Origin of the sequence: Bacillus sp. A260 (assembly GCF_009861435.1) — a bacterium.
Classification (GTDB): domain Bacteria; phylum Bacillota; class Bacilli; order Bacillales; family Bacillaceae_G; genus Bacillus_A; species Bacillus_A cereus.
Genome location: NZ_CP046398.1, coordinates 2,666,896 through 2,687,043, shown reverse-complemented (window position 1 = coordinate 2,687,043; position 20,148 = coordinate 2,666,896). Strand labels below are relative to the sequence as shown.

The window sequence follows — 20,148 nt, the reverse complement described above, 5'->3', positions numbered from 1 at the left end:
AAGTAATGAACCTATGAACCTAAGGTGGTGAAAATGTGAAGCCGACTCTAGAACAAAATAAATTAATATACATACAAATTGCAGAAACGATTGAATCTGATATTTTAAAAGACATATTGCTTGAAGAAGAACAAGTTCCATCGACAAATCAATTTGCGAAGATGTTACAAATAAATCCGGCTACCGCAGCTAAAGGGGTGAATGTATTAGTGGATGAGGGGATTTTATATAAAAAGAGAGGGATCGGGATGTTTGTTGCAAAAGGGGCAAAAGAAGTTGTACTAAAAAAAAGACAAAATACTTTTATGACTGAATATTTACCTAAAGTGTGGGAAGAAGCGAAAGTACTAGAAATATCAAAAGATGAATTGATGGATATGATTCAAAAGATTACGAAGGAGGGGAAAGAGGGATGATTGCACTTGAAACGAAAGATGTAACGAAAAAGTATAAAAAGAAAATAGCTGTAAATGAAGTAACGATTTCATTGGAAGAGAATAAAATATATGGTTTGCTTGGAAGGAACGGAGCAGGGAAAACGACTTTATTAAATTTACTAGCAGGACAAATTACTTCAAGTAGTGGAAGTGTATCAATATTTGGTGAAGATGTTTTTGAAAATAGTAAAGCGATGCAAAATATTTGTTTCGTTAGAGTAAAAGAAGAGTCTCATTTAAGTTATAGCGTAAAAGAAATTTTTAAGATATGTAACATGTTTTATAAAAATTGGGATCAGAAGTTTGCTGAAGAACTGGCGGGTAAATTTCAGCTTAATATAACAGAGAAATACCATAAACTATCTCATGGCATGCAAACAGTTGTAGGAATTATTAAAGGGTTAGCAAGCAGAGCGACAATTACTATTTTTGATGAACCAACTACAGGATTAGACGCAGCACATCGTGAGTTATTTTATAGTTTACTACTAGAAGATTACGGGGAGTATCCCAGAACAATTATATTATCAACACATCTGGTAGAAGAAGTAACCCATGTTATTGAAGAAGTAATTATCATAAAAGAAGGTGCACTTGTTGTTCAATCAACAGTGGAAGATTTATTGCAACAAGGTCATATTATTTCAGGGCAAAAAGGTAAAGTGGAGGAGTTCTTGATTAATAAAAAAGTTATAAATAAAGAAATTTATGGGAATAAAGGTATTGCTGTTATATGGGAAGGGCTTTCTAATGAAGATTGTTACTCTCTTGAAAAAGAAGGTTTAGTAATTGATAGAATTACATTACAAAAACTATTTATTCACATGACTGGTGGTGAAGTGGAATGACGATGTTAATGAAACAATTGAGGTTACATATAAATTTTCATTATAAAGCAATTTTAATATTTTGGATTGTAGCTTTATTAATAAAAGGAGTTTTATATGCTGCTCATTTAAATGAAGCGAAACTTGGTTATTTACCCGAAATTATCAATAATCCTTCAATTGCAATTATGATTTTTATAGTAGGGAGTGTTTTCATTGTTCAAGATGATTTATTTCGTTTAGCAGTTTCATTTGGTATAACGAGAATACAATATTTTATCGGAGCGATTTGCTATATTGTGTTGCAATCCGCATTGTTTTCATTCCTTCAAATACTGTTTTTACAAGATATAAAATATAACTTAGTAAATGTTAACTTTGGAGAGCAATTAATACAACAGTTTATTTTACAATTTTTATTTTATGTTACGATAGCATGTTTCTTTCAAGGAGTAGTAATTTTTAAGCAAAGATTTCAATGGATTGGTCTCATGATTGGTGGGTCGCTTTTCCTTTCAACAAATAGTGTGCTGTATGGAGAAGTAGGGATAAAAGGATTGTTATTTACAAATGATGTATCTTTAATAGATATCCCTTATTTTATTGTTATTTCAATTGGATTAACAATTCTTTATATCATAACTAGTAGTATATTTATTCGTAAAGTATCATTTGAACGAACAGTTTAAAATAGTGATAGATTATTCTTTTAGGGAGAAGGAAAATATATGGGAGACACGTCCTCACTAATAACCGTCTTTTTATGCATTGCACTACTGATATTTTGGCGTCGTTATCGCTCCATGCATAAGCCAATAAAGGGATCGGGAAAACGTATTTTATGGCCATTACTATTTTTAACACCAGGTATTGTATGGTTTTTAGGTCCCGTACATCCAGCTATATTACAAGTAATTATAGCGGTATTCATTGGTGTACTTTTTGCTGTACCGCTTATAGTATTAACAAATTATGAACGAAGAGATGATGGGAATATTTATACGAAAAAAAGTGCAGCTTTTTTAATTACTTTTATTGCACTTGTCTTTTTAAGATATGGTTCAAGACAATTTATCGTTGATTTAGATCAACAAACGATTGGTTTATTATTTTACGTTGTTGCAGTATCGTATATTTTTCCTTGGAGAATTGCCTGTTATATAAAGTTTAGGAAAGTTTGGCGGGAAAATAATAATCATGCTATATGAAAACTTCTCATTTGAGAAGTTTTTTTATTTTTACAGGTAAGCAAAACAAGTTGTTGAAGGGCAGGCTGTCATAGAATATGATACATATTATAATGAGGAAAAGTTGAGGGGATAAAAATGCGTACAATTTTACTTTTTCTAAACAACATGTTCATTAGCGAAATCGAGGACATTAGGCAAAAACATGATCCTTTATTTGGATTAATTTCACCGCATATTACAATTGTATTCCCATTTGAAAGTTCGATTTCAAATGATGAGCTGAAATTACATATTATAAATGTATCAAAACCGATACAGAATATAGAAATTGAATTTACGAATCAAATTACAAGTGAAAGAGAATATTTGTTTTTACGAGTTGAAAAGGGGAAAGAACAAATAGAGGAACTACATAATATTCTATATACAGGACCTTTATTACAATTTTTGAAAGAAGACATTCCGTACATCCCGCATGTAACAGTCGGAAGAAAAGAAAGTGCCGAATTAGCTGCTGAAGTAGTGAAGGAGATTCCTAGTTTTCATGGGAAGTTAAATTGTGTGATTGATAGAATAAGCGTGGAGCGAATTGGAGAGAACGGGGAATCAATTATTGAATTTGAAGTGCCATTTCTAAAAAGCTGACAAAAGTCAGCTTTTTATTTCGTAGCATGAAGTAATGCACCAATTGCACCGCTATTACCACCATCTTGTAAAAAGATTGGTGTTTTATTTTGATATTCGGTGTAGCTACTAATAATATGTTGAAGTTGTACGTTATTACATAAAGTCGAACCAATATAAATAATATGTTCAATGTTTTTTGTTTCAGCGAATTGAAGGCTTAATGCAGTAACGACTTCACCGACAAGTCCTTGTACAGTAGCTAGTATATCGGAGCTACTATTATTTGATTCTGTAATGGCTGCTTTTCCGAAGTTACTAGCAGTTAAGTTATTATCGATAGGGGAAAGAATACCACCATAAATATCTCCAACCGTAATATCTAGTTCTTTTCTAGATCCTACTTTTGTTAGAGGGATTATATCTTCAAAATGATCTATATTTGTTAACAATTTTGAGAGTCCCATAATAGTCCCACCGCCAACTCCGGTTCCACCAACGCGAATATATTGTTCATTATAAACATAATGGATAGAAGTACCTGTACCGATATTGGTTAAAATAAAATTGTTTATAGTATGTTGTTCTTCTTTTAATATGAATTGGACACCTGCAAGAGTAGCTTCAAATTCGCTTAGCTCTATTATTTTATATGAACCTGTAAGCAGTTGCTGTAATAGTTTCGATTTACCACCCGTAATACATATTTGTTTTATGCCATTGTTGTTTTTAATCCAATCTATTATTTTATGTTGTTCATGCGAATAAAATTTTTCAAAAGTTAATAGCTTTTTTTTGTTAAAATAAGCTATTTTCGTTAATGTTCCTCCAGCATCGATACCGATAGTACGTTCCATTTTCCTGCTCCTAACTACGTAATATGTTTTCCTATTTACTTAATTGGTTGAGAATAGATATTTCTAACTGATATAAGGAACACTTTAATCTGCTTGATATATTAATAGTTTTTCTATAGTTACAATAGGCTGGTCGTTTACAGTTGCAATACCTTTACCAAGAATAAAACCTCGGCGATTGCGCGTTAGCTCATAATGTAAATCAAGTTTATCACCGGGATATGCTTTTCCGTGGAATTCAATTCCATCTAAAGAGGAGAGGAATCCTAGTCCTTCAGAATTACTTGTATGTACAAATGCACTAAGCTGAGCAAGTGCTTCTACAATTAACATATGAGGCATATGTTTGTGACTATCATTTATAAACCATTCGTTATTTGTAATGAGTTTATATCCTGTAACGAATTCATCTTGTTTTACATTTGTTACTTTATCAATCATTAAAAATGGATAACGATGGGGAAGTGTGTCTTTAATATGCATATGAAAGTACCTCCAATTAATAATACCCCTGCTAAAGTTAAGCAGGGGAGTCGGAATTAATTTTTAACTAATTCATTTACTTTTTCAAGGACGAAAATGCCGCTATTTCTAATGTTTTCAACAACTTGTTGCAACACTTCTTTATCTTGAACGAGTGCAATACGTACGAAGCCTTCTCCGTGAGGTCCAAATGCATGACCAGGTGTAACAACGACATTCGCACGATCCATTAATGCATAAGCGAAGTCTAGAGAAGTCCATCCTTGTGGAATTTCTGCCCAGACAAACATACTACCAGCTGGCTTATCGACATTCCAGCCAAATGTTCGGAATCCATCGATTAGTGTATCTCTACGTTCTTGATAAATTTCACGGTTTTTCTCACAAAACGTAGCACCGTTTCTTAGTGCAGCACATGCCGCTTTTTGAATTGGTAAAAATACACCGTAATCGGTATTAGATTTAAATTGAGTAAGTGCACGAACAATTTCTTCGTTTCCAATCATATATCCAATACGGCTACCTGCTAAACTATAACTTTTTGACAAAGAATTGATTTCTACGCCAACTTCTTTAGCACCAGGTACAGAGAGGAAGCTAATTGGCTTATTACCATCAAAATAAAATTCGGCATAAGCAAAATCATGGACAACGATAATATTATGCTTTTTCGCGAATGCGATTACTTCTTTAAAGAAATCTTCATGAGCCATTGCTGGAACGGGATTCCCTGGGAAGTTTAAAATCATCATCTTCGCTTGATCGGCAATTTCTTCAGGGATGACTTCTAAGTCTGGTAAGAAATCATTCTCTTTCTTTAAAGGCATGTAGTAAGATATTGCACCAGCCATTTGAATACCTGTTTCATAAGCTGTATATCCTGGATCAGGAACTAATATAATATCACCTGGATTTGCATAAACCATAGGTAAATGAACGAGCCCGTCTTGTGAACCCATTAATAATAAAACTTCTTTATCCGCATTTAATAAAACGTTATGAGTATTGTTGTAATATTCAGTTACAGCTTCGTGAAATTCTTGAATACCTGATAATGTATACCCGTAGCTCTCTTTCTCACTCGCTGTATGTACCATTGTTTCTCTTACAAAATCAGCGGGCGGCATATCAGGATTTCCGATGCTCAAATCAATCATGTTATGACCTGCTGCAATTTTTTCTTTTTTATAGGCTCCTAATTCACTAAATATAGAAGATTGGAATGCTTTCATTCTAGTTGCTAACGTGTAAGTCATCAAAACCCCTCCTAAAACAGTGCTTTCATTCTGCATTTTTAATTATTCTGAAAACACATGTTTATATTTTATCATTTTTTTATGAAAATTAAAACGATTGACAAATTTAGAGGAAGGATTAGCCTATTTTGAAAAGTATCGATGTAAATAGCGTAGATGTGTTAATTGAAATGTCTATTATAGGATTCATTTTATATAACTTAAGGTATTTTCTAGTTTTTATTAAGTATATTTCTCATGTTTTGAATGAAAAAGAATACGAAAACAAGGGCTATTTTTGTGGCCGATTTCTAAAGTGAAATAACGCAGAAAATATTTTCTGCGTCTCCTCTGAAATGTAATCATTTCTTTTTATATGTGCATAATTTTTCGGCTGTCAAAAAGTATACATTTAATGTACCGTCGGCAACTTTTAAAGTTTGGTCCGATGTAAATGAATTACCATAATCAATGTGATATACATTAGAATTTTTGACAAATGAGCCTTTATATAAATCGTCTTTATTCTTTGTTGTCTGCATTTCTACTAAATTTTGCACAATTTCCTCTTTATTTTCTTTTTTGACAACTGTTTCAAATTTATAATATACAGGGCATTCACCTTTTTTATTGTCAACGACTTCCCAAGAACCGTATATATCGTTATTGCTGCATCCACTAAGTAGGATGATTAGTATAGGAATTGTAAGTAGAACCTTTTTCATTTTGTGCTCCTTTCTTTTAAATTTGAATAAACGTGCGAATACGATAGGGATATTATAATAAATAAAGTTTAAATTTTTTTAAAGAATTATTTAATTTCATATAAAAATTTAAGAGAAATTAAATAAGCATGAATCTAGTGTAAAGTCAGATTCATGCTAGTACTATAGCCTATGTTATGTCTTTTTTGAGGATAAATAAAGAGGAAAGCAGAATCACTATTCCATTTAATATATATACGCTTGCGATCATAAAGGCTAACGTACCTGCGCCAAATCCTGCTTTATCGAATATAGAAGCAAATGTTGCGATAGTCAAAAAAATAATGGGAGTCAGTAGTAAAAATATGAAACCTGCCACGATTCTTTTTTTAAAACTATGTCCAGATAAGGAAATGGCTAAAAAGTTTAGGATGCTAAACAGAGCAATTGCAAAGAGCAGGACAATAAATACTTCGATGCCATCAGACATTTTACCACTCCTTTTATAAAGAGTACTTTTTATAATCTATTCGAAATAAAAGGGGGATACTCCTTTAGGTAATTTCAATAAACGTAATAAATAGGCGTATTATAAAACAAAGAAGTATGGATTCAATATTAGACCCATACTTCTTTGTTTATTTTATAAATTTGCAGATTGCGAATGCTGTTTTTCATAATGTTTCTGCTTAGAAAGGGAAATAGAAATAATCAATAATGAAACGACTCCAAAGATGAGAACCATATATTGTAACCCAATTGTATCTAAGAAGAAGCCTGTGCCAAGTAAGACGATTTGGAACATAACCCTCTCAAACATATTACGGAATGAGAAGAGGCGACCGTGATAACTTTTTTCCACTTTCGTTTGGAAAATCGTCGACATAATAGGGAAGAAGCAGCCAACACTAAACCCAAACAAACCAAATGATGTAAGAGCCATCCATTTTATATCGCTAAAGAACAATGACAGATGTGCAAAAGCAGTACAAACTGCGAAGAAATATAGTAATTTTTCAGGTTTGAAATGATCAGATAGACGTTTAATTACGAAGGCACCTAACATAAATGCAACACCTTCAATTGTGTATATGAACCCTTTAATCGTAGGATCATGTTGCATTTCGCTAATGTTAATAACCATTAAATTAAACCCAGCTATAAATAATAGAGGGATGATACTTAATATAAGTGCTGTAAAAGCAATAGGAATTCCTTTTAAAATACGAAATACTTCCATAAAGCTATTATCTTTTGCAGCTTGTTTACTTGGTGTTGTTGATTTCTTGTCTTCGAATTGTAGGAAGAAAGTCGAGAGGAATAATAAGGCATATGCTGCCATTGAGAAGGCATACATGTACTGTAAACTCATCACAACTAAAAGAATTCCACCTAGTGAAGTGCCTGCAATACGAGCAATTGTACCAACATTCATATGTACACCGTTCATTTGTAATAATTCATGCTCACGTACGATGAGTGGAATTACAGATTGTAATGCAGGGAAATAAAATGCTGCTGAAATTTGAAGAGCAACCATAAATGCGATCATAAATGCGATACTTTCAAATTGAATAGCAAAAAACATGAAAATAACACTTAAAACTCGACCAAACCCAGCGTAAAGAAGAACTTTTTTCTTTTCATACTGATCGATGACACGGCCAGCCATAGGTCCAACTAGAACACCGGCTAATAGTCCGATAAATAATATAACTGATTTCATGAAATCAGAAGGGACATATTTTTGCATAAATTCAAGGTTGCCAAGAATACCAAGCCATAATCCTAGACCTGCAATAAACTCCCCAATTAAAACAATCCAAACGTTTTTATTACGCCACATAACATTAAAACCTCTCCGTCTTTTAAAATGAAAAACTCGTATATAAAACCTCCTTATTTATGTATTCTTTTCATACGAACTTTTTTAGAGTCAGAGTCTATATTACGTGTTTCATAATTGGATTTCAATCTTTTTGATTGGTCAAAAATTTGATGTGTTAATTGATGAAATAAGTGAATCAAAACGTAAAAAAATTATGATTAAAGCTAATAGAAAGTAAGGATACATATAAAAAAGCAAGAACGTATAACTACGCCTCGCTTTTCTCAAGTACAAAATTAAATATTAGATTCACTTAGCAACATTTACGCTCTTGTCCAATAGCTAAAGCGCTAAAAGATAGTGGGCCAACAACTTCTGCGCTTGCACCACTAGTAAGGTTTTCTACAGTTAATGAATATTCGTGTGTTCCACTGCTAACGTTTTGATCTATAGCTTGAAATGTTTGTACGTAGAATTGTTCAGAATCTGTAGATTCAATACCTACTTGCGCATTAAAAATTTCAATGTTATCACGGAAAATTCGGAATAAAACTTGTGAAGTCTCAGTTATACCTTCTACACCAATTGTAGCGATTAATTCTACTCGATTATTACGTGAATCTCTACTTGAAATTCTCAATTTCAAATTTGCTAAAATTGCTTTATTTGGAGAAGCTGGGATTGCAAAAGTTGTTTCACCAGTTTTACTAATAGGTTGAGTAGCTTGGTAATCAATGATATGAGTCATATTCTTCACCTCCTCATATACTAGAATATGAAAATAGTGAAGAATTAGCTTGGACAAATAATAGATTATTTAATAGAGTCAACAACAATTATTGAAAAGAAGAAATTCACATAAAAGCATTAAGAATATATCACAATAAGATGATATTCTTCTTAATGCTTTTTGTAATTAAGCAGAGTATTCTTCTTTACGTACTTCAAAAAATTCATTACGTCGTAAGTAATTATAAATTTTCTCTGAAACCTCTTCTTCTTCAGACACCAAGAAACGATGATCAAAAGCGTAGAAAGATTGACCTTTAATTAATTTTACGTAATACATATTAAACGCCTCCTGACACTAGATTATTACTTGCTTCATATTTATGATGGCCTATATGTCTGCTAAAAATACTTGGAGTTTCAAAGGGGATAAGCAGAGGGATGAAAGAGCTTACAATTCTGTAAGGTTTATGTCACCTTTTTCGATAGTTTACATTCGCTAATTTCTTCTATACTACAAATAAGTTACATAAAATAAGGGGGTAAAAAGATGGATGAAGTAATTGGAGAAGTTGTAGCAGGTATTTGTGAATTTATAGTAGAAGTAACAGCGGATGCTATAGGAAATTTAGTTTCCGGAAATGATGAGGAAAAAGAAACATTATAATAATTTGTAAAAGAATAAAGTTGATCGAATTATAAAGGCTGATTTCTAAAGGGGATTCAGCTTTTTTATTTTTTACATTATATTAACTTAATTTGAATATTCATTTGTTATCATATTTAAGGAGCCTATATAAGGAGGTGAATAAACAAATATGTCGAATTCAGGGCCTGATTTATCTGTTTCTCGTTTGATTGTGGTAAATATAGAGGAAAAAGAATATCATTTTATTGTTCGTGAACATCCGATTGTAGGGAAATTTATATCGCTATTTGAAAATGGAAAAGAATATGGTTTAATAGATAAACAAATCGCTAATAAAGATAAATTTATTACATCGGAGCTTACTAAGTTAGATTATTTTAATATAGATGTTTTATATCTTACACCTGGGTGGATATGGATTGGTATGGATCAATTTGGTTTACATGCTCGTGAGGCTACTTATAACGAAGTAGATGTTATTATGAAGTTGAAAGAGGATTTATATTATATAGATATATATGAAGAAATAAAAATGTAGTAAATATTTAGTCAGGTTAGGGGGCAAGTTCCCGTAGCCTTTTTTTGTTTAATGAAATAACGTATAATCATATTATTTTGATTATAAGAGAACGTGATGAGAAGTGAGATGAAAAGAGGATTTGAAAATACATGAAGAGAATTGTAATAATTATATGAGTCGTATATGTAAATAACAATAGAAAGAAGATGATAATATGAGTAAAGAAGAGCTTGTGAAAAAACAGTTTGGCAGTAATGCAGATAAATATGTAAATAGTAAAATACATGCTAAAGGACTGGATTTACAATATGTAGTTCAACAAGTTGAGTCTCGTCATAATAATCGTCTTCTTGATGTTGCTACTGGTGGCGGACATGTGGCAAATATGTTAGCACCCATGTTTGAAGAAGTAGTTGCACTTGATTTAACAGAACAGATGTTAGAAAAAGCAAAAGTTTTTATAAAGCAGAATGGGCATGAAAATGTATCTTTTGTAGCAGGAAACGCAGAGGATTTACCATTTGCAGACCATTTTTTTGATACAATCACATGCCGGATTGCAGCCCATCATTTTACGAATCCGGCTCAATTTATTTATGAAGTAAATCGTACATTGAAGGATAATGGATTATTCATCTTAACAGATAATGTTTCGCCAGAAAATAATGAATATGATACATTTTATAATTTTATAGAAAAAAAGCGAGACCCAAGTCATGAACGAGCTCTAAAAAAGACAGAATGGCTTACTTTATTAGAAAAAAACGGTTTGCAAATGCAGTCATGTCTTACTTTTGATAAGAAGTTTGATTTTGACTGGTGGTGTAATATGATGGATGTCCCTTTACAAAAGCGTGAAAAATTAACAGAATGTATGATGAAAGCACCAAACGAAATGAAGGGATATTTTAATATTCAATTTAAAAATAATAAAGTAGAATCGTTCTATACTGAAATGGCTATGTTTATATGTAAAAAAAGTACAACGTTAAAAAGATAAATGTGTTGCAGTCTTTCTGAAGTACGATATACTTAGTACAGAGAAACTGAGAATTGAGGAATAGTTATAATGATTCGTGTACGCATTGAAGGTTCTGAGGAAGAAATGCTTGAATTTATGGGGAAAATGCCAGACATTCCTGGATTTGAAAAGACACATATGAGAGAGCCGAGAAAAGGAAATAACCCGAAATATGATTCAAGTAAAAATGTACTTGCATATTTGTCTTATAAAAAGATTGAAGTCGCCAATAAATAGGCGACTTTTTTAGTTTGCGCTGTTTCACCGCCTTGTCTTTTTCACATAATAATAATAGTAGATTATGCTTAAGAGGGGTGAGAATAGTTAATAAGAAAATTATCTTTTTTGGAGATTTTGGTATTGATGACGCCGTAGCGTTAATTTATGCAAATAAAACATGTAAATTAGATATTCTAGGTATTGTTGCTGAGTACGGGAATGTATCACGAGATATCGTTACGGAAAATGTTTATTTTTTAGAAAGGTACTATGCTACACAAGTGAAAATTATTGAAGGTGCGAGTAGACCGATGACAGCTGAAGAGCCTTTGTTTTTCCCTGAAATCCACGGGGATCACGGTTTAGGTCCTATTATTCCACCTGAGATGAGAATTTGTAAACGAGAAAATTTTTGTGAATTAATCAAATTAATCGAACCTTGTCCAGAAGATATTATAATTGTGGCGACAGGGAGACTAACGACACTTGCTACGTTATTTTTATTGTATCCAAATATAATGGATCGTATTTGTTCGTATTATATAATGGGCGGCGCTTTCCTATTTCCAGGTAATGTTACACCAGTATCTGAAGCGAATTTTTATGGTGATCCAATTGCAGCAAATATTGTTATGAAATATGCGAAAAACGCTAGCATATACCCGTTAAATGTAACACAGGGCGCGCTTATTACGCCTGAAATGGCCAATATAATAGATAAACAAGGAACTGGACAGGCGAAACTCATTAAACCAATGATTGATTTTTATTATGAGAATTTCTATAAAAAAGAATATCCGGGTATTGGTGGAAGTCCTATACACGATTTACTACCGTTTATCTCGTTTATAAATGACAGTATTTTCGAATATAAAAAATCGGCAGTGTGGATTAGTACGACAAATGATGTGACTAGGGGCCAAAGTGTAGCAGACTTTAGAAAAGTAGCTGAGCCAACAAGGTTTGATGATCGGCCGATTCAAAGAATTGCTGTTGGTTTTAACTATGCAGCTTTTAAAGAAGAGTTTATGCGAACAATATTGAAGCCAGATTGTTCTTAATGTGTGTAATAACAAGTCGGATAAATCGTTAGTTCAAAAAAAGGTTTAATCTGTGTGTATTATTCTCAAAAATCTTAAAGTTGAACAACATGAATAACTTATGAAAAATGTCACATAACTAATGGTAAGCAATTGTTTCTAATTATATTTTGATTGGTGAAATGTAAAGGAGGTTATTATATGATTTGGTCTTTAATCGTCGGTGGTATATTAGGATGGCTTGCGAGCTTAATTACTGGAAAGGACGTACCTGGTGGTGTAATTGGTAATATTATTGCTGGTATTATCGGTTCTTGGGTTGGTTCGAAATTACTTGGTAGTTTTGGTCCAGTCATTGGCGGATATGCAATTATTCCAGCTTTAATCGGTGCGATTATTTTAATTTTCATCGTAAGCTTCTTATTACGAGCAATGCGAAAATGAATGTAAGGACTGTTTACATTTGTAAGCAGTCCTTTTTATATGTTATGCTAGTATTATACAATCAGGAGGTGTCAGCATTGAAATCATTTACAGTAAATTTCCATCAAGAAGATAATGCAAAAGCGACAACAGTACATAAATTAAGTGAAGAGGACTTCAATAAAGCAACTGAAAAAGGTACTCGTCATTTATTTGATTTAGATACAAACGTTGGCTTCTTCGTATTCTTTGATGCAGAAGATGCAGAAGGAAATGATCAATACTTAATGTTACAATATGAAGGGGATCATGAAGAACCAACTGCATGCTACGGATTTGATTTAAAACTATACTATCAATTTTTAGCACTATACTTAAACGATCTTGAATTCCAAGGCGAAACAGATGAGGAAGAGGAAGAATACGGTCCAATTCATCATTTAGCGCATTTACTTTATCATATTGTTGAAGATGGTAAATCAATCGAAGTGTAATATACATATTTGAAGCTGCTCTTTTTGGGCAGCTTTTTTATATGACATTGAAATGGTGTACTGTAAGCTAAATAAGGTGAAATTTTAATCAGTGGGGGTTTTGTTCATTCCCACTGATTATCAGCCCTCACCAATTTAGCTTTTACGGGTAGCAGGGCCCCCACCTAACTTCTTTGTTTCCGCTGAATTTTGAGGTGGGGATCTTACTGCCCGGCAAATAGCGAGATAAATTAATAATAGAAATTTATTTATTACTTTCATGTTAGCGTCGTAAAACACCTGTTATAATGATTGTAATTAAATTCTTGGAGGCTAATTGTATGCTTGTAGATGTAAAAGCTTTTATTAAAGCTGCAGGTTTAACATGTATTTCATCATTAAGTGGAGATAACACGTTTGCTTATAATTTTGAAACAGTAAAAAACACTATCGCTACATTTTTTAAGAAGCTAAGATTTACCGTTTAATTTCATTTCAACCAGTAGGAAAAGAGTAATCACTTCCTACTGGTTTTTTTGTTTCAAGGAGCTGTTGTGACAGTATAGATAGAGGATATTATCATTGAGAAGAGAAGGTTTAAAGAAGGAGATGAATACGATGATTAACAATATAATTCCAAGTTTTTTAAAATTATGGGAAAGTGATGATTTAGAATTAGAAGTCCTTAATTCATACTATACTTCGCATCCGGTTGATTATCGAAATGAATAAAATACAATAGGGGGTAAAAATGATGAAGGTATATTTGAAAATAGTTATGTTATTTCTTGCTTTTACATGCACATTTGCATTAGCAGCATGTAAAGGGACAGACGAAAAAAAGGAAGCAAATCCAGCCTCGGAAAATCATAAAAATGAACAAAGCAATTCTTCAGAAGAAAAGAAAAATCTTGAAGCAAAACCAAGTAATGAAAAAACAACAAAACCATCAGCTGAGCAAGATTCGAAAGATAGAACACTTAATCAAAAATCAATTAACCACGTTAAAGATTTGTTTGAACTAGCAAAAGAAGGAAAGGTACCTAATGTGCCATTTGGAGCCCATACAGGGGATATTGAAGAAATTGAAAAAGCGTGGGGGAAAGCAAATAAAACCGAATATGCAGGGAATGGAATGTACGCAACTTTTACAAATAAAAATGTTGTTTTCGGATTTAATAAAGGGTCACAAGTTTTTGATGTACGCTCATATCATGCAGAACTAAAATTGATTACATTACAAGAAATTGAAAAAGCATTAGGAAAACCATCTTCAGTTAAAGAGAATGGTGAAGATAAAATATATGTATACAAAGTAAATAACCAGTATGAATTGAAATTTGTCATTCCAAAATCGACTGGTAAGGTCAATCATATTTCCGTATTTTCGCCAGAGGATAGTATTAATAAAATGGCAGGATAAGAAATTAAGTGATTTCAAAAACACCTCACTTTCTTGAAGTGAGGTGTTTTTAGTTGTAAACAAGGAACGTCTCCTGTCATATAAAACATACTTTCATATGCGAAATACTTCACTTTTGTTTTTTAATATTCATCCAATAAGAAATATTGATCTACTGAAAAAGTAGTAACCTATAAATTATGTGTAGGATGGTTCACGATTTTTTTACGTTCTAAACTTTGAACAAATAGCGCTTGAACAATACCTCCAACTAATAAGAAGCTAGCACAAATATAAAACAGTATACTTCCATTTAACTTACTTAATATAACTGCACCAATAATTGGTCCACACGTTCGAGATATATCCCAGTGTATACCGTAAATTGAAAAATATAAACCACGTTTATTATGAGGTGCAATTTCTGAAACGAATCGTAATAAATGGTTTAGAGCAATACTTTCTCCAATGACTAAAAAGAGTAAGGTGAAGAATAACGACAATATCGTCGTTGAATAACTAAAGCCAACTGCAGCTATTGTATAGCAGGCGTAAGAAATAAGGATGATTTTCGCCATAGAAAATCGTTCAGACCATTTTACGAGGAAGATTTGTAGAATGATTTCCAAAATGGCTTTGCATGTTGAAATAAATGCGAGTATGAATACGAGATTAGGAAATACATGTTCTGCAAAAATACGATAATTCGTCTCAGTTTGTGCATAAAAAAAGCTAATAGGAAGTGTAGAAACCATAAGACCGAATATGGCGTAATGTTTAAAAGCAAATTGCTTTGGTGAACTTGCCTCAACTGTTTGTTTCGACTTACTTATAGGTGGAATAGTTTCTGGGAGCTGGGTCCAAACAACAACGGCATATATCGTAAGAGTTACACTTTGCACGATAAATAAATATTCTGGGTGAGTATTATAAAAACTTGCACCGATTAAAGGGCCGACTACGGATCCGATTGCTCCCATCGTTTGTAGGAGAGCAAAAATTTCTGCTTGCTGCTCTTGTTTTGTTAAATCAGCAATTTGTGCACGTTGAGCTGGAATATATAAGGAACGGCCAATACCATTAATGACATATAACAGTGCAAATATAAAAACGGATTGAGCGAAAACGAAACTACCGATTGCAACACCTTGTAGTAATAATCCGAGTAACATAATCTTTTTTCGGCCATATTTATCAGTAATTCCTCCAGCAATAAGTGTAAATAAAATGTCTGAAAGTGGCTGTAATCCGAAAATTAGCATAGTTATTATTACATTGCCGTTTAACATTTTATTGACGTAAATAATCATAATGAGAGCTAACATAGATTCAGTCGTTCGGGTTAATAATTCACCACACAATCTAATAAAAATAGGTTTATTGTAACGAAGTAAGAGATAATTCAATATTAATTCCTCCTTTCTATATTGAAATGATAAGATGAAAGGAGAGTTGGAAAAAGGGTAGAAACTATAGGGAGAATTTTTCACCTTTTAGGGGGAGTATGATGTTTATTTTAGATCAATACATTGAACTATGGATTGCTTATGGAAAAGGGAAAAAAGAGGGAGAACGATTGGAAGTAACAGTGCAAAATATATCTAGAACACTATTTTGTACAGAGCGTAATAGTAAATTAATTATAAAAAAATTAGATGAGTTAAATTGGATTAAGTGGTTTCCAGGTCGCGGCAGAGGAAATCGTTCTAAGTTAATATTTCAAAAGCACCCGATGTCTTTAATTTTAGATAGAGGAAAAGAAATAACGAAAAAAGGGGATGTGAAAAGCGGAAGCATATTTGTGGAACGCTATAGCTCACATTTTCCATCGGTAAAGGGAGAATATCACTCCTGGGTGGATTCAATATTTGGTCATAAGGTTGAAATGACATCTGAAGGGAGAAGAGATGTACTCCGGTTGCAAGTACAAATGAATTTAGATATCACATTAGATCCTGTATACGCTACAATGCGTTCAGAATGCCATATGGTAAAACATATATTCGACACACTCGTGTATGTAGACGGTAATACAAACATTATAGAGCCAAGACTTGCATTTCACTGGGAATATAATGACGCTGAAAAAATATGGACGTTTTACTTACGAAAGGGAGTTCACTTTCATAATGGAAAACAACTTACTGCACATGATGTTATATACTCGTTGAATCGATTTATGAAGATGGAAAATAATGCACACGCATGGATGTTACAACACGTTGAAAATATCCGTTCAGTGGATGACTACGTTTTCGAAATTCAATTACATACGGAAAATCGAATGTTTTTACATATGCTAAGTGCAGAACAGTGTTCTATCGTGAATGAAGATGAAGCAGGAGGGTTAATTGGAACAGGGCCTTTTCAATTATATAAAAGTAATGAAAATCTGTTCATTTTAGAAGGACATCCTTTATATTTTCGTGAAAGACCTTTTTTAGATCGTATTGAGTTGTGGAATGTAGAACAAGGTGTAAGTACATACGATGTTTTAGTAAAGGCGCAGTATAAAGATAAAGAAAAACATAATAAAGAATTGTCTCGGCTTGAGTCGAACGTGACATATATAACATGTAATCTTACGAAAGAAGGACCAATGCAAGATGCGTTATTTCGGAAAGCGTTATATCAAATCATTCATGGTTATACAATCGTTCAAGAACTCGGCGGAGAACGTGGAGAAGTGGCAAAGAAACTAATATTAGCAAATGAAAGCATAGTAGATATTGACGAAGATATCGAAAGTTTAATTAAAAGGAGTACTTATCATAGTGAAGTGCTACAACTCTACACATTTACAGGACGAGATCATGTTGAAGATGCACAATGGATACAAAAAGAGTGTGCGAAGTACGGGATTCGTGTAGAAAATAATTTTCTTGAGATAGAAGAGCTATTGGAAGTAAGTACGATACAAAAGGCCGATATGATGCATGATAGTGCCACAATAAGTGAACGAATAGAAGATAGTTTATTATATATGTTTCTTACAAAAAATAGTTTTATTCATGGACAAAGCAGCATGGACTTTCATGAAAAGTTGTCTCCTTATTTTAGACAAGAAGAATTAGAGAAAAGAGTTACACTGTTACGCGATATCGAGGATACTTTGTTACGTCAAATTCATATTATTCCTTTATATCGTAATAAACAAGAGGTAAGTACACATGAAAAAGTTCAAAATATAATGATTAATTCACAAGGTTGGATTGATTTTTATAATATTTGGTTTAAATCTTGATATATAAGGGCTTTTGCACATTTTCATAAGATGTGTAAGAGCCTTTTTGTATGTGAGAATAGGTTTGTTTTACACATTGTTACGCTACTTGTGATAAAAGTCTATTTACAGCGTAACAGTGTTATGTTACATTGTTATCAGGAAGGAGTGTTATACAGTTGAGTACAGATTTAATTTCAAAAAAAGATTTATTAGAACTAACTGGTATTTCATACGGACAGTTATATAGGTGGAAAAGAAAAAATTTAATTCCGGAAGATTGGTTTGTACGAAAATCAACGTTTACAGGTCAAGAGACATTTTTTCCGAAAGAAAAGATATTAGAGCGTATCGATAAAATCCAAACGATGAAAGAGGATTTATCACTTGATGAACTAGCGAACATGTTTTCACCGAGTGTGAGAGAAATTCTTTTAACAAAGGAAGAGATTTTACGCAAGGGGATTGCATCAGAACCAGTTTTACAATTTTTCATAGAACAAACGAATAAAACAGCAGAGTTTCAATTTGTAGACATTCTTTATGTGTACATGTTAGAAGAATTACTACAATCAGGAGAGATTAGTTTAGAAGAAGGAAAAATGGTCTTGCAAGTTTTACGTGAAAATTATGAAGCAATGAAACATAAAACTTGTGACTTAATCATTGTCCGAAAGTTAGGTATTTCTACATGTTTATTAGTTTCAAACGTGGACGATTTAATTTTTGAAAAAGGCACCAAAATCGTTTTACGCGAAGCGATTATGAAATATACCGAAGCATTAAAAACTAAATTGTTGTAGTGGAGGAGAAAGTATGCGTACAGATAATTTGATTATAAATGGTTACGGTTCATCGAATGGTGGCGAGTTTCATAAAGTGCAATTAAACGGAAAAGGAACTGTGAATGGAAATGTTGAATGTGAGCAATTTGAATGTAACGGTTACGGTGCAGTTACTGGTGATTTGAAAAGTAGCAGTGCACGAATTAGCGGATCTGGTAAAGTTGATGGTACAGTTCATGCTGAAACGATGCGAATTGATGGAAAAGCAACAATTACGCAAAATGTAAAAGCAAACAGTTTGAAAATTGCAGGAAAAGGTACGATAGGTGGAAATGTCACTGGTGAAGAATTTAAAGTCAATGGTCAAGCTACAATTGACGGTAATTGTGAAGTGGATACTTTTTCTTCAGAAGGACAATTTACAATCGGTGGTTTATTAAGCGCAGATGAAATTAATATAAATATTCACGGTACATGTCGAGCGAAAGAAATTGGTGGTCAAACGATTAAAGTAAGACATAGATCAGGTACATTTAGTAGGTTATTTAAAACAGTGTTTGGCTTGCAGTTAGAAGCTGAACTATTAGAAGGTGACAATATCGATATTGATTATGCTCACATAAGAACGGTAAGAGGAAACAATGTTACAGTAGGAGCAAACTGTGAGATTGAACTGATTGAATATACCGGTGTTCTTACTGTTGATAAAAATGCAAATGTAAAAGAAATTAAGCAGGTTTAACGGAAGGGAGAAATCAGTATGGAACATCCACATAGTCTCACAGTAAATGGTTCTGGTAATTCAGCAGGCGGAGATTATAATAAAGTGAAGATTCGCGGTGAAGGAACAATTACGAATGATATGAGTTGCAATGAGTTTAAAACGTACGGAACGAGTGATGTACACGGTAATGTGAAAGTGAAAAACTATGTCGTGTATGGAGATAACGAAGTACAAGGAAATGTAGATGCGGAATATGTAAAAGTATATGGTAATACACAAATTCATGGTGATGCTCATATTGAAAAAACAAAAGTTAGAGGTATGATAGATATTGAAGGAAAGTTTTCAGGTGATTTCGTAGATGTAAAAGGTGCTTTAAATGTAAAGGGAGATATTGAAGTAGAAGATTTATCATTAACTGGTGGTCTTGAAAGTGATGGATTACTTAATGCTGAAAATATTCAAATCTCACTTCGTTATGAAGGCAGTAAGGTAAGAGAAATTGGTGGTAAAAAGATTACTGTTCGTAAAAAAGCGAGATTTATTCCTTTTACTAGTCATGCTGGAAACCTCCAAACTTCGATTGTTGAAGGAGATGATATCTATTTAGAACATACGATTGCTGAAGTTGTAAGAGGCAACAACGTCACAATTGGTCCTGGATGTGAAATTAGTGTTGTAGAATATCATACTAGTTTTAATCAAAAAGGTAATGCAGTCGTAAAAGAACATAAACAAATATAAGTAGTATGAGG

The 20,148-nt window shown here is 32.7% G+C and carries 26 protein-coding genes; 17 read left to right on the top strand and 9 right to left on the bottom strand.

Translation table 11 applies throughout. From position 1 onward, the window contains the following. Positions 1-35: 35 nt before the first annotated feature. From GD442_RS13620 to GD442_RS13600, 5 genes are all read left to right on the top strand, one after another. Positions 36-416, top strand: a complete 381-nt coding sequence (locus tag GD442_RS13620) for a GntR family transcriptional regulator (RefSeq protein WP_000805185.1) — start codon at positions 36-38, stop codon at positions 414-416. Further along, positions 413-1,285, top strand: a complete 873-nt coding sequence (locus GD442_RS13615; protein ID WP_000560923.1) for an ABC transporter ATP-binding protein — start codon at positions 413-415, stop codon at positions 1,283-1,285. Before GD442_RS13620 ends, GD442_RS13615 begins: the two co-directional genes overlap by 4 nt. Then, the gene (locus GD442_RS13610) at positions 1,282-1,953 is read left to right on the top strand and encodes a DUF4052 domain-containing protein (protein WP_000178202.1); all 672 of its coding nucleotides are present in this window, start codon (positions 1,282-1,284) and stop codon (positions 1,951-1,953) included. The genes GD442_RS13615 and GD442_RS13610 overlap by 4 nt, the downstream gene beginning before the upstream one ends. 39 nt (positions 1,954-1,992) lie before the next feature. Beyond that, positions 1,993-2,472 (top strand): CcdC family protein, encoded by a 480-nt coding sequence (locus tag GD442_RS13605; protein WP_000502963.1) that lies wholly within the window; start codon positions 1,993-1,995, stop codon positions 2,470-2,472. Between the two features lie 117 nt (positions 2,473-2,589). Then, positions 2,590-3,099 carry a 2'-5' RNA ligase family protein gene (locus GD442_RS13600; protein ID WP_001259199.1) on the top strand — a complete coding sequence of 170 codons (510 nt, stop codon included), beginning with the start codon at positions 2,590-2,592 and terminating at the stop codon, positions 3,097-3,099. Positions 3,100-3,113: 14 nt separating this feature from the next. Here the strand turns inward: GD442_RS13600 and coaW are convergent, their stop codons facing one another. The 8 genes from coaW to GD442_RS13560 form a co-directional block, all read right to left on the bottom strand. Next, positions 3,114-3,935 carry a type II pantothenate kinase gene (gene coaW, locus GD442_RS13595; RefSeq protein ID WP_000442505.1) on the bottom strand — a complete coding sequence of 274 codons (822 nt, stop codon included), beginning with the start codon at positions 3,933-3,935 and terminating at the stop codon, positions 3,114-3,116. Between the two features lie 84 nt (positions 3,936-4,019). Continuing rightward, entirely contained in the window at positions 4,020-4,418 is a 399-nt protein-coding gene (locus GD442_RS13590) for a 3-hydroxyacyl-ACP dehydratase FabZ family protein (RefSeq protein WP_000547650.1), read from the bottom strand. Between the two features lie 56 nt (positions 4,419-4,474). Further along, positions 4,475-5,674 carry an LL-diaminopimelate aminotransferase gene (locus tag GD442_RS13585; RefSeq protein WP_000222693.1) on the bottom strand — a complete coding sequence of 400 codons (1,200 nt, stop codon included), beginning with the start codon at positions 5,672-5,674 and terminating at the stop codon, positions 4,475-4,477. A 341-nt stretch (positions 5,675-6,015) separates the two neighbouring features. Beyond that, a complete protein-coding gene (locus GD442_RS13580) occupies positions 6,016-6,378 on the bottom strand; it encodes a hypothetical protein (protein WP_000757017.1) in 363 nt (120 codons plus the stop codon). A gap of 169 nt (positions 6,379-6,547) precedes the next feature. Further along, entirely contained in the window at positions 6,548-6,847 is a 300-nt protein-coding gene (locus tag GD442_RS13575; protein ID WP_001279462.1) for a hypothetical protein, read from the bottom strand. A 153-nt stretch (positions 6,848-7,000) separates the two neighbouring features. Next, complete coding sequence (locus GD442_RS13570) at positions 7,001-8,203, bottom strand: MFS transporter (RefSeq protein WP_000269261.1); 1,203 nt, start codon at positions 8,201-8,203, stop codon at positions 7,001-7,003. Positions 8,204-8,498: 295 nt separating this feature from the next. Then, the gene (exsC, locus tag GD442_RS13565; protein ID WP_000148797.1) at positions 8,499-8,933 is read right to left on the bottom strand and encodes an exosporium protein ExsC; all 435 of its coding nucleotides are present in this window, start codon (positions 8,931-8,933) and stop codon (positions 8,499-8,501) included. Positions 8,934-9,101: 168 nt separating this feature from the next. Continuing rightward, positions 9,102-9,254, bottom strand: a complete 153-nt coding sequence (locus GD442_RS13560) for a YqbF domain-containing protein (RefSeq protein ID WP_000291905.1) — start codon at positions 9,252-9,254, stop codon at positions 9,102-9,104. Positions 9,255-9,732: 478 nt separating this feature from the next. Between GD442_RS13560 and GD442_RS13555 the strand changes: the two genes are divergently transcribed. From GD442_RS13555 to GD442_RS13520, 8 genes are all read left to right on the top strand, one after another. Then, on the top strand, positions 9,733-10,101 hold the full coding sequence (locus tag GD442_RS13555) for a hypothetical protein (protein WP_000071478.1): 369 nt from the start codon (positions 9,733-9,735) through the stop codon (positions 10,099-10,101). A 196-nt stretch (positions 10,102-10,297) separates the two neighbouring features. Beyond that, on the top strand, positions 10,298-11,083 hold the full coding sequence (locus tag GD442_RS13550) for a class I SAM-dependent methyltransferase (protein WP_000031301.1): 786 nt from the start codon (positions 10,298-10,300) through the stop codon (positions 11,081-11,083). Positions 11,084-11,152: 69 nt separating this feature from the next. Then, positions 11,153-11,341: a DUF3970 family protein gene (locus GD442_RS13545; RefSeq protein ID WP_000621873.1), complete on the top strand. Its 189-nt coding sequence runs from the start codon at positions 11,153-11,155 to the stop codon at positions 11,339-11,341. 77 nt (positions 11,342-11,418) lie between these two features. Beyond that, the gene (locus tag GD442_RS13540; protein WP_001223684.1) at positions 11,419-12,384 is read left to right on the top strand and encodes a nucleoside hydrolase; all 966 of its coding nucleotides are present in this window, start codon (positions 11,419-11,421) and stop codon (positions 12,382-12,384) included. Between the two features lie 180 nt (positions 12,385-12,564). Beyond that, a complete protein-coding gene (locus GD442_RS13535) occupies positions 12,565-12,807 on the top strand; it encodes a GlsB/YeaQ/YmgE family stress response membrane protein (protein ID WP_000638306.1) in 243 nt (80 codons plus the stop codon). Positions 12,808-12,884: 77 nt separating this feature from the next. Beyond that, positions 12,885-13,280: a hypothetical protein gene (locus GD442_RS13530; RefSeq protein WP_000834883.1), complete on the top strand. Its 396-nt coding sequence runs from the start codon at positions 12,885-12,887 to the stop codon at positions 13,278-13,280. A gap of 320 nt (positions 13,281-13,600) precedes the next feature. After that, on the top strand, positions 13,601-13,747 hold the full coding sequence (locus GD442_RS13525) for a hypothetical protein (RefSeq protein WP_000959548.1): 147 nt from the start codon (positions 13,601-13,603) through the stop codon (positions 13,745-13,747). A 263-nt stretch (positions 13,748-14,010) separates the two neighbouring features. Continuing rightward, positions 14,011-14,682 carry a YjgB family protein gene (locus tag GD442_RS13520; protein ID WP_002164521.1) on the top strand — a complete coding sequence of 224 codons (672 nt, stop codon included), beginning with the start codon at positions 14,011-14,013 and terminating at the stop codon, positions 14,680-14,682. Positions 14,683-14,852: 170 nt separating this feature from the next. Here GD442_RS13520 and GD442_RS13515 read toward each other — a convergent pair whose 3' ends face one another. Further along, positions 14,853-16,067, bottom strand: coding sequence for an MDR family MFS transporter (locus tag GD442_RS13515; RefSeq protein ID WP_001108461.1), 1,215 nt, complete (start codon positions 16,065-16,067; stop codon positions 14,853-14,855). 101 nt (positions 16,068-16,168) lie between these two features. Here GD442_RS13515 and GD442_RS13510 point away from each other — a divergent pair, with 101 nt between their 5' ends. The 4 genes from GD442_RS13510 (at position 16,169) to GD442_RS13495 (ending at position 20,137) form a co-directional block, all read left to right on the top strand. Next, positions 16,169-17,905, top strand: coding sequence for an ABC transporter substrate-binding protein (locus GD442_RS13510; RefSeq protein WP_000470212.1), 1,737 nt, complete (start codon positions 16,169-16,171; stop codon positions 17,903-17,905). 158 nt (positions 17,906-18,063) lie between these two features. Next, the gene (locus tag GD442_RS13505) at positions 18,064-18,687 is read left to right on the top strand and encodes a YhbD family protein (RefSeq protein WP_000102257.1); all 624 of its coding nucleotides are present in this window, start codon (positions 18,064-18,066) and stop codon (positions 18,685-18,687) included. A gap of 13 nt (positions 18,688-18,700) precedes the next feature. Beyond that, on the top strand, positions 18,701-19,411 hold the full coding sequence (locus GD442_RS13500) for a bactofilin family protein (RefSeq protein ID WP_001258384.1): 711 nt from the start codon (positions 18,701-18,703) through the stop codon (positions 19,409-19,411). Positions 19,412-19,429: 18 nt separating this feature from the next. Continuing rightward, positions 19,430-20,137, top strand: coding sequence for a polymer-forming cytoskeletal protein (locus tag GD442_RS13495; protein ID WP_000400903.1), 708 nt, complete (start codon positions 19,430-19,432; stop codon positions 20,135-20,137). Positions 20,138-20,148: the final 11 nt, after the last annotated feature.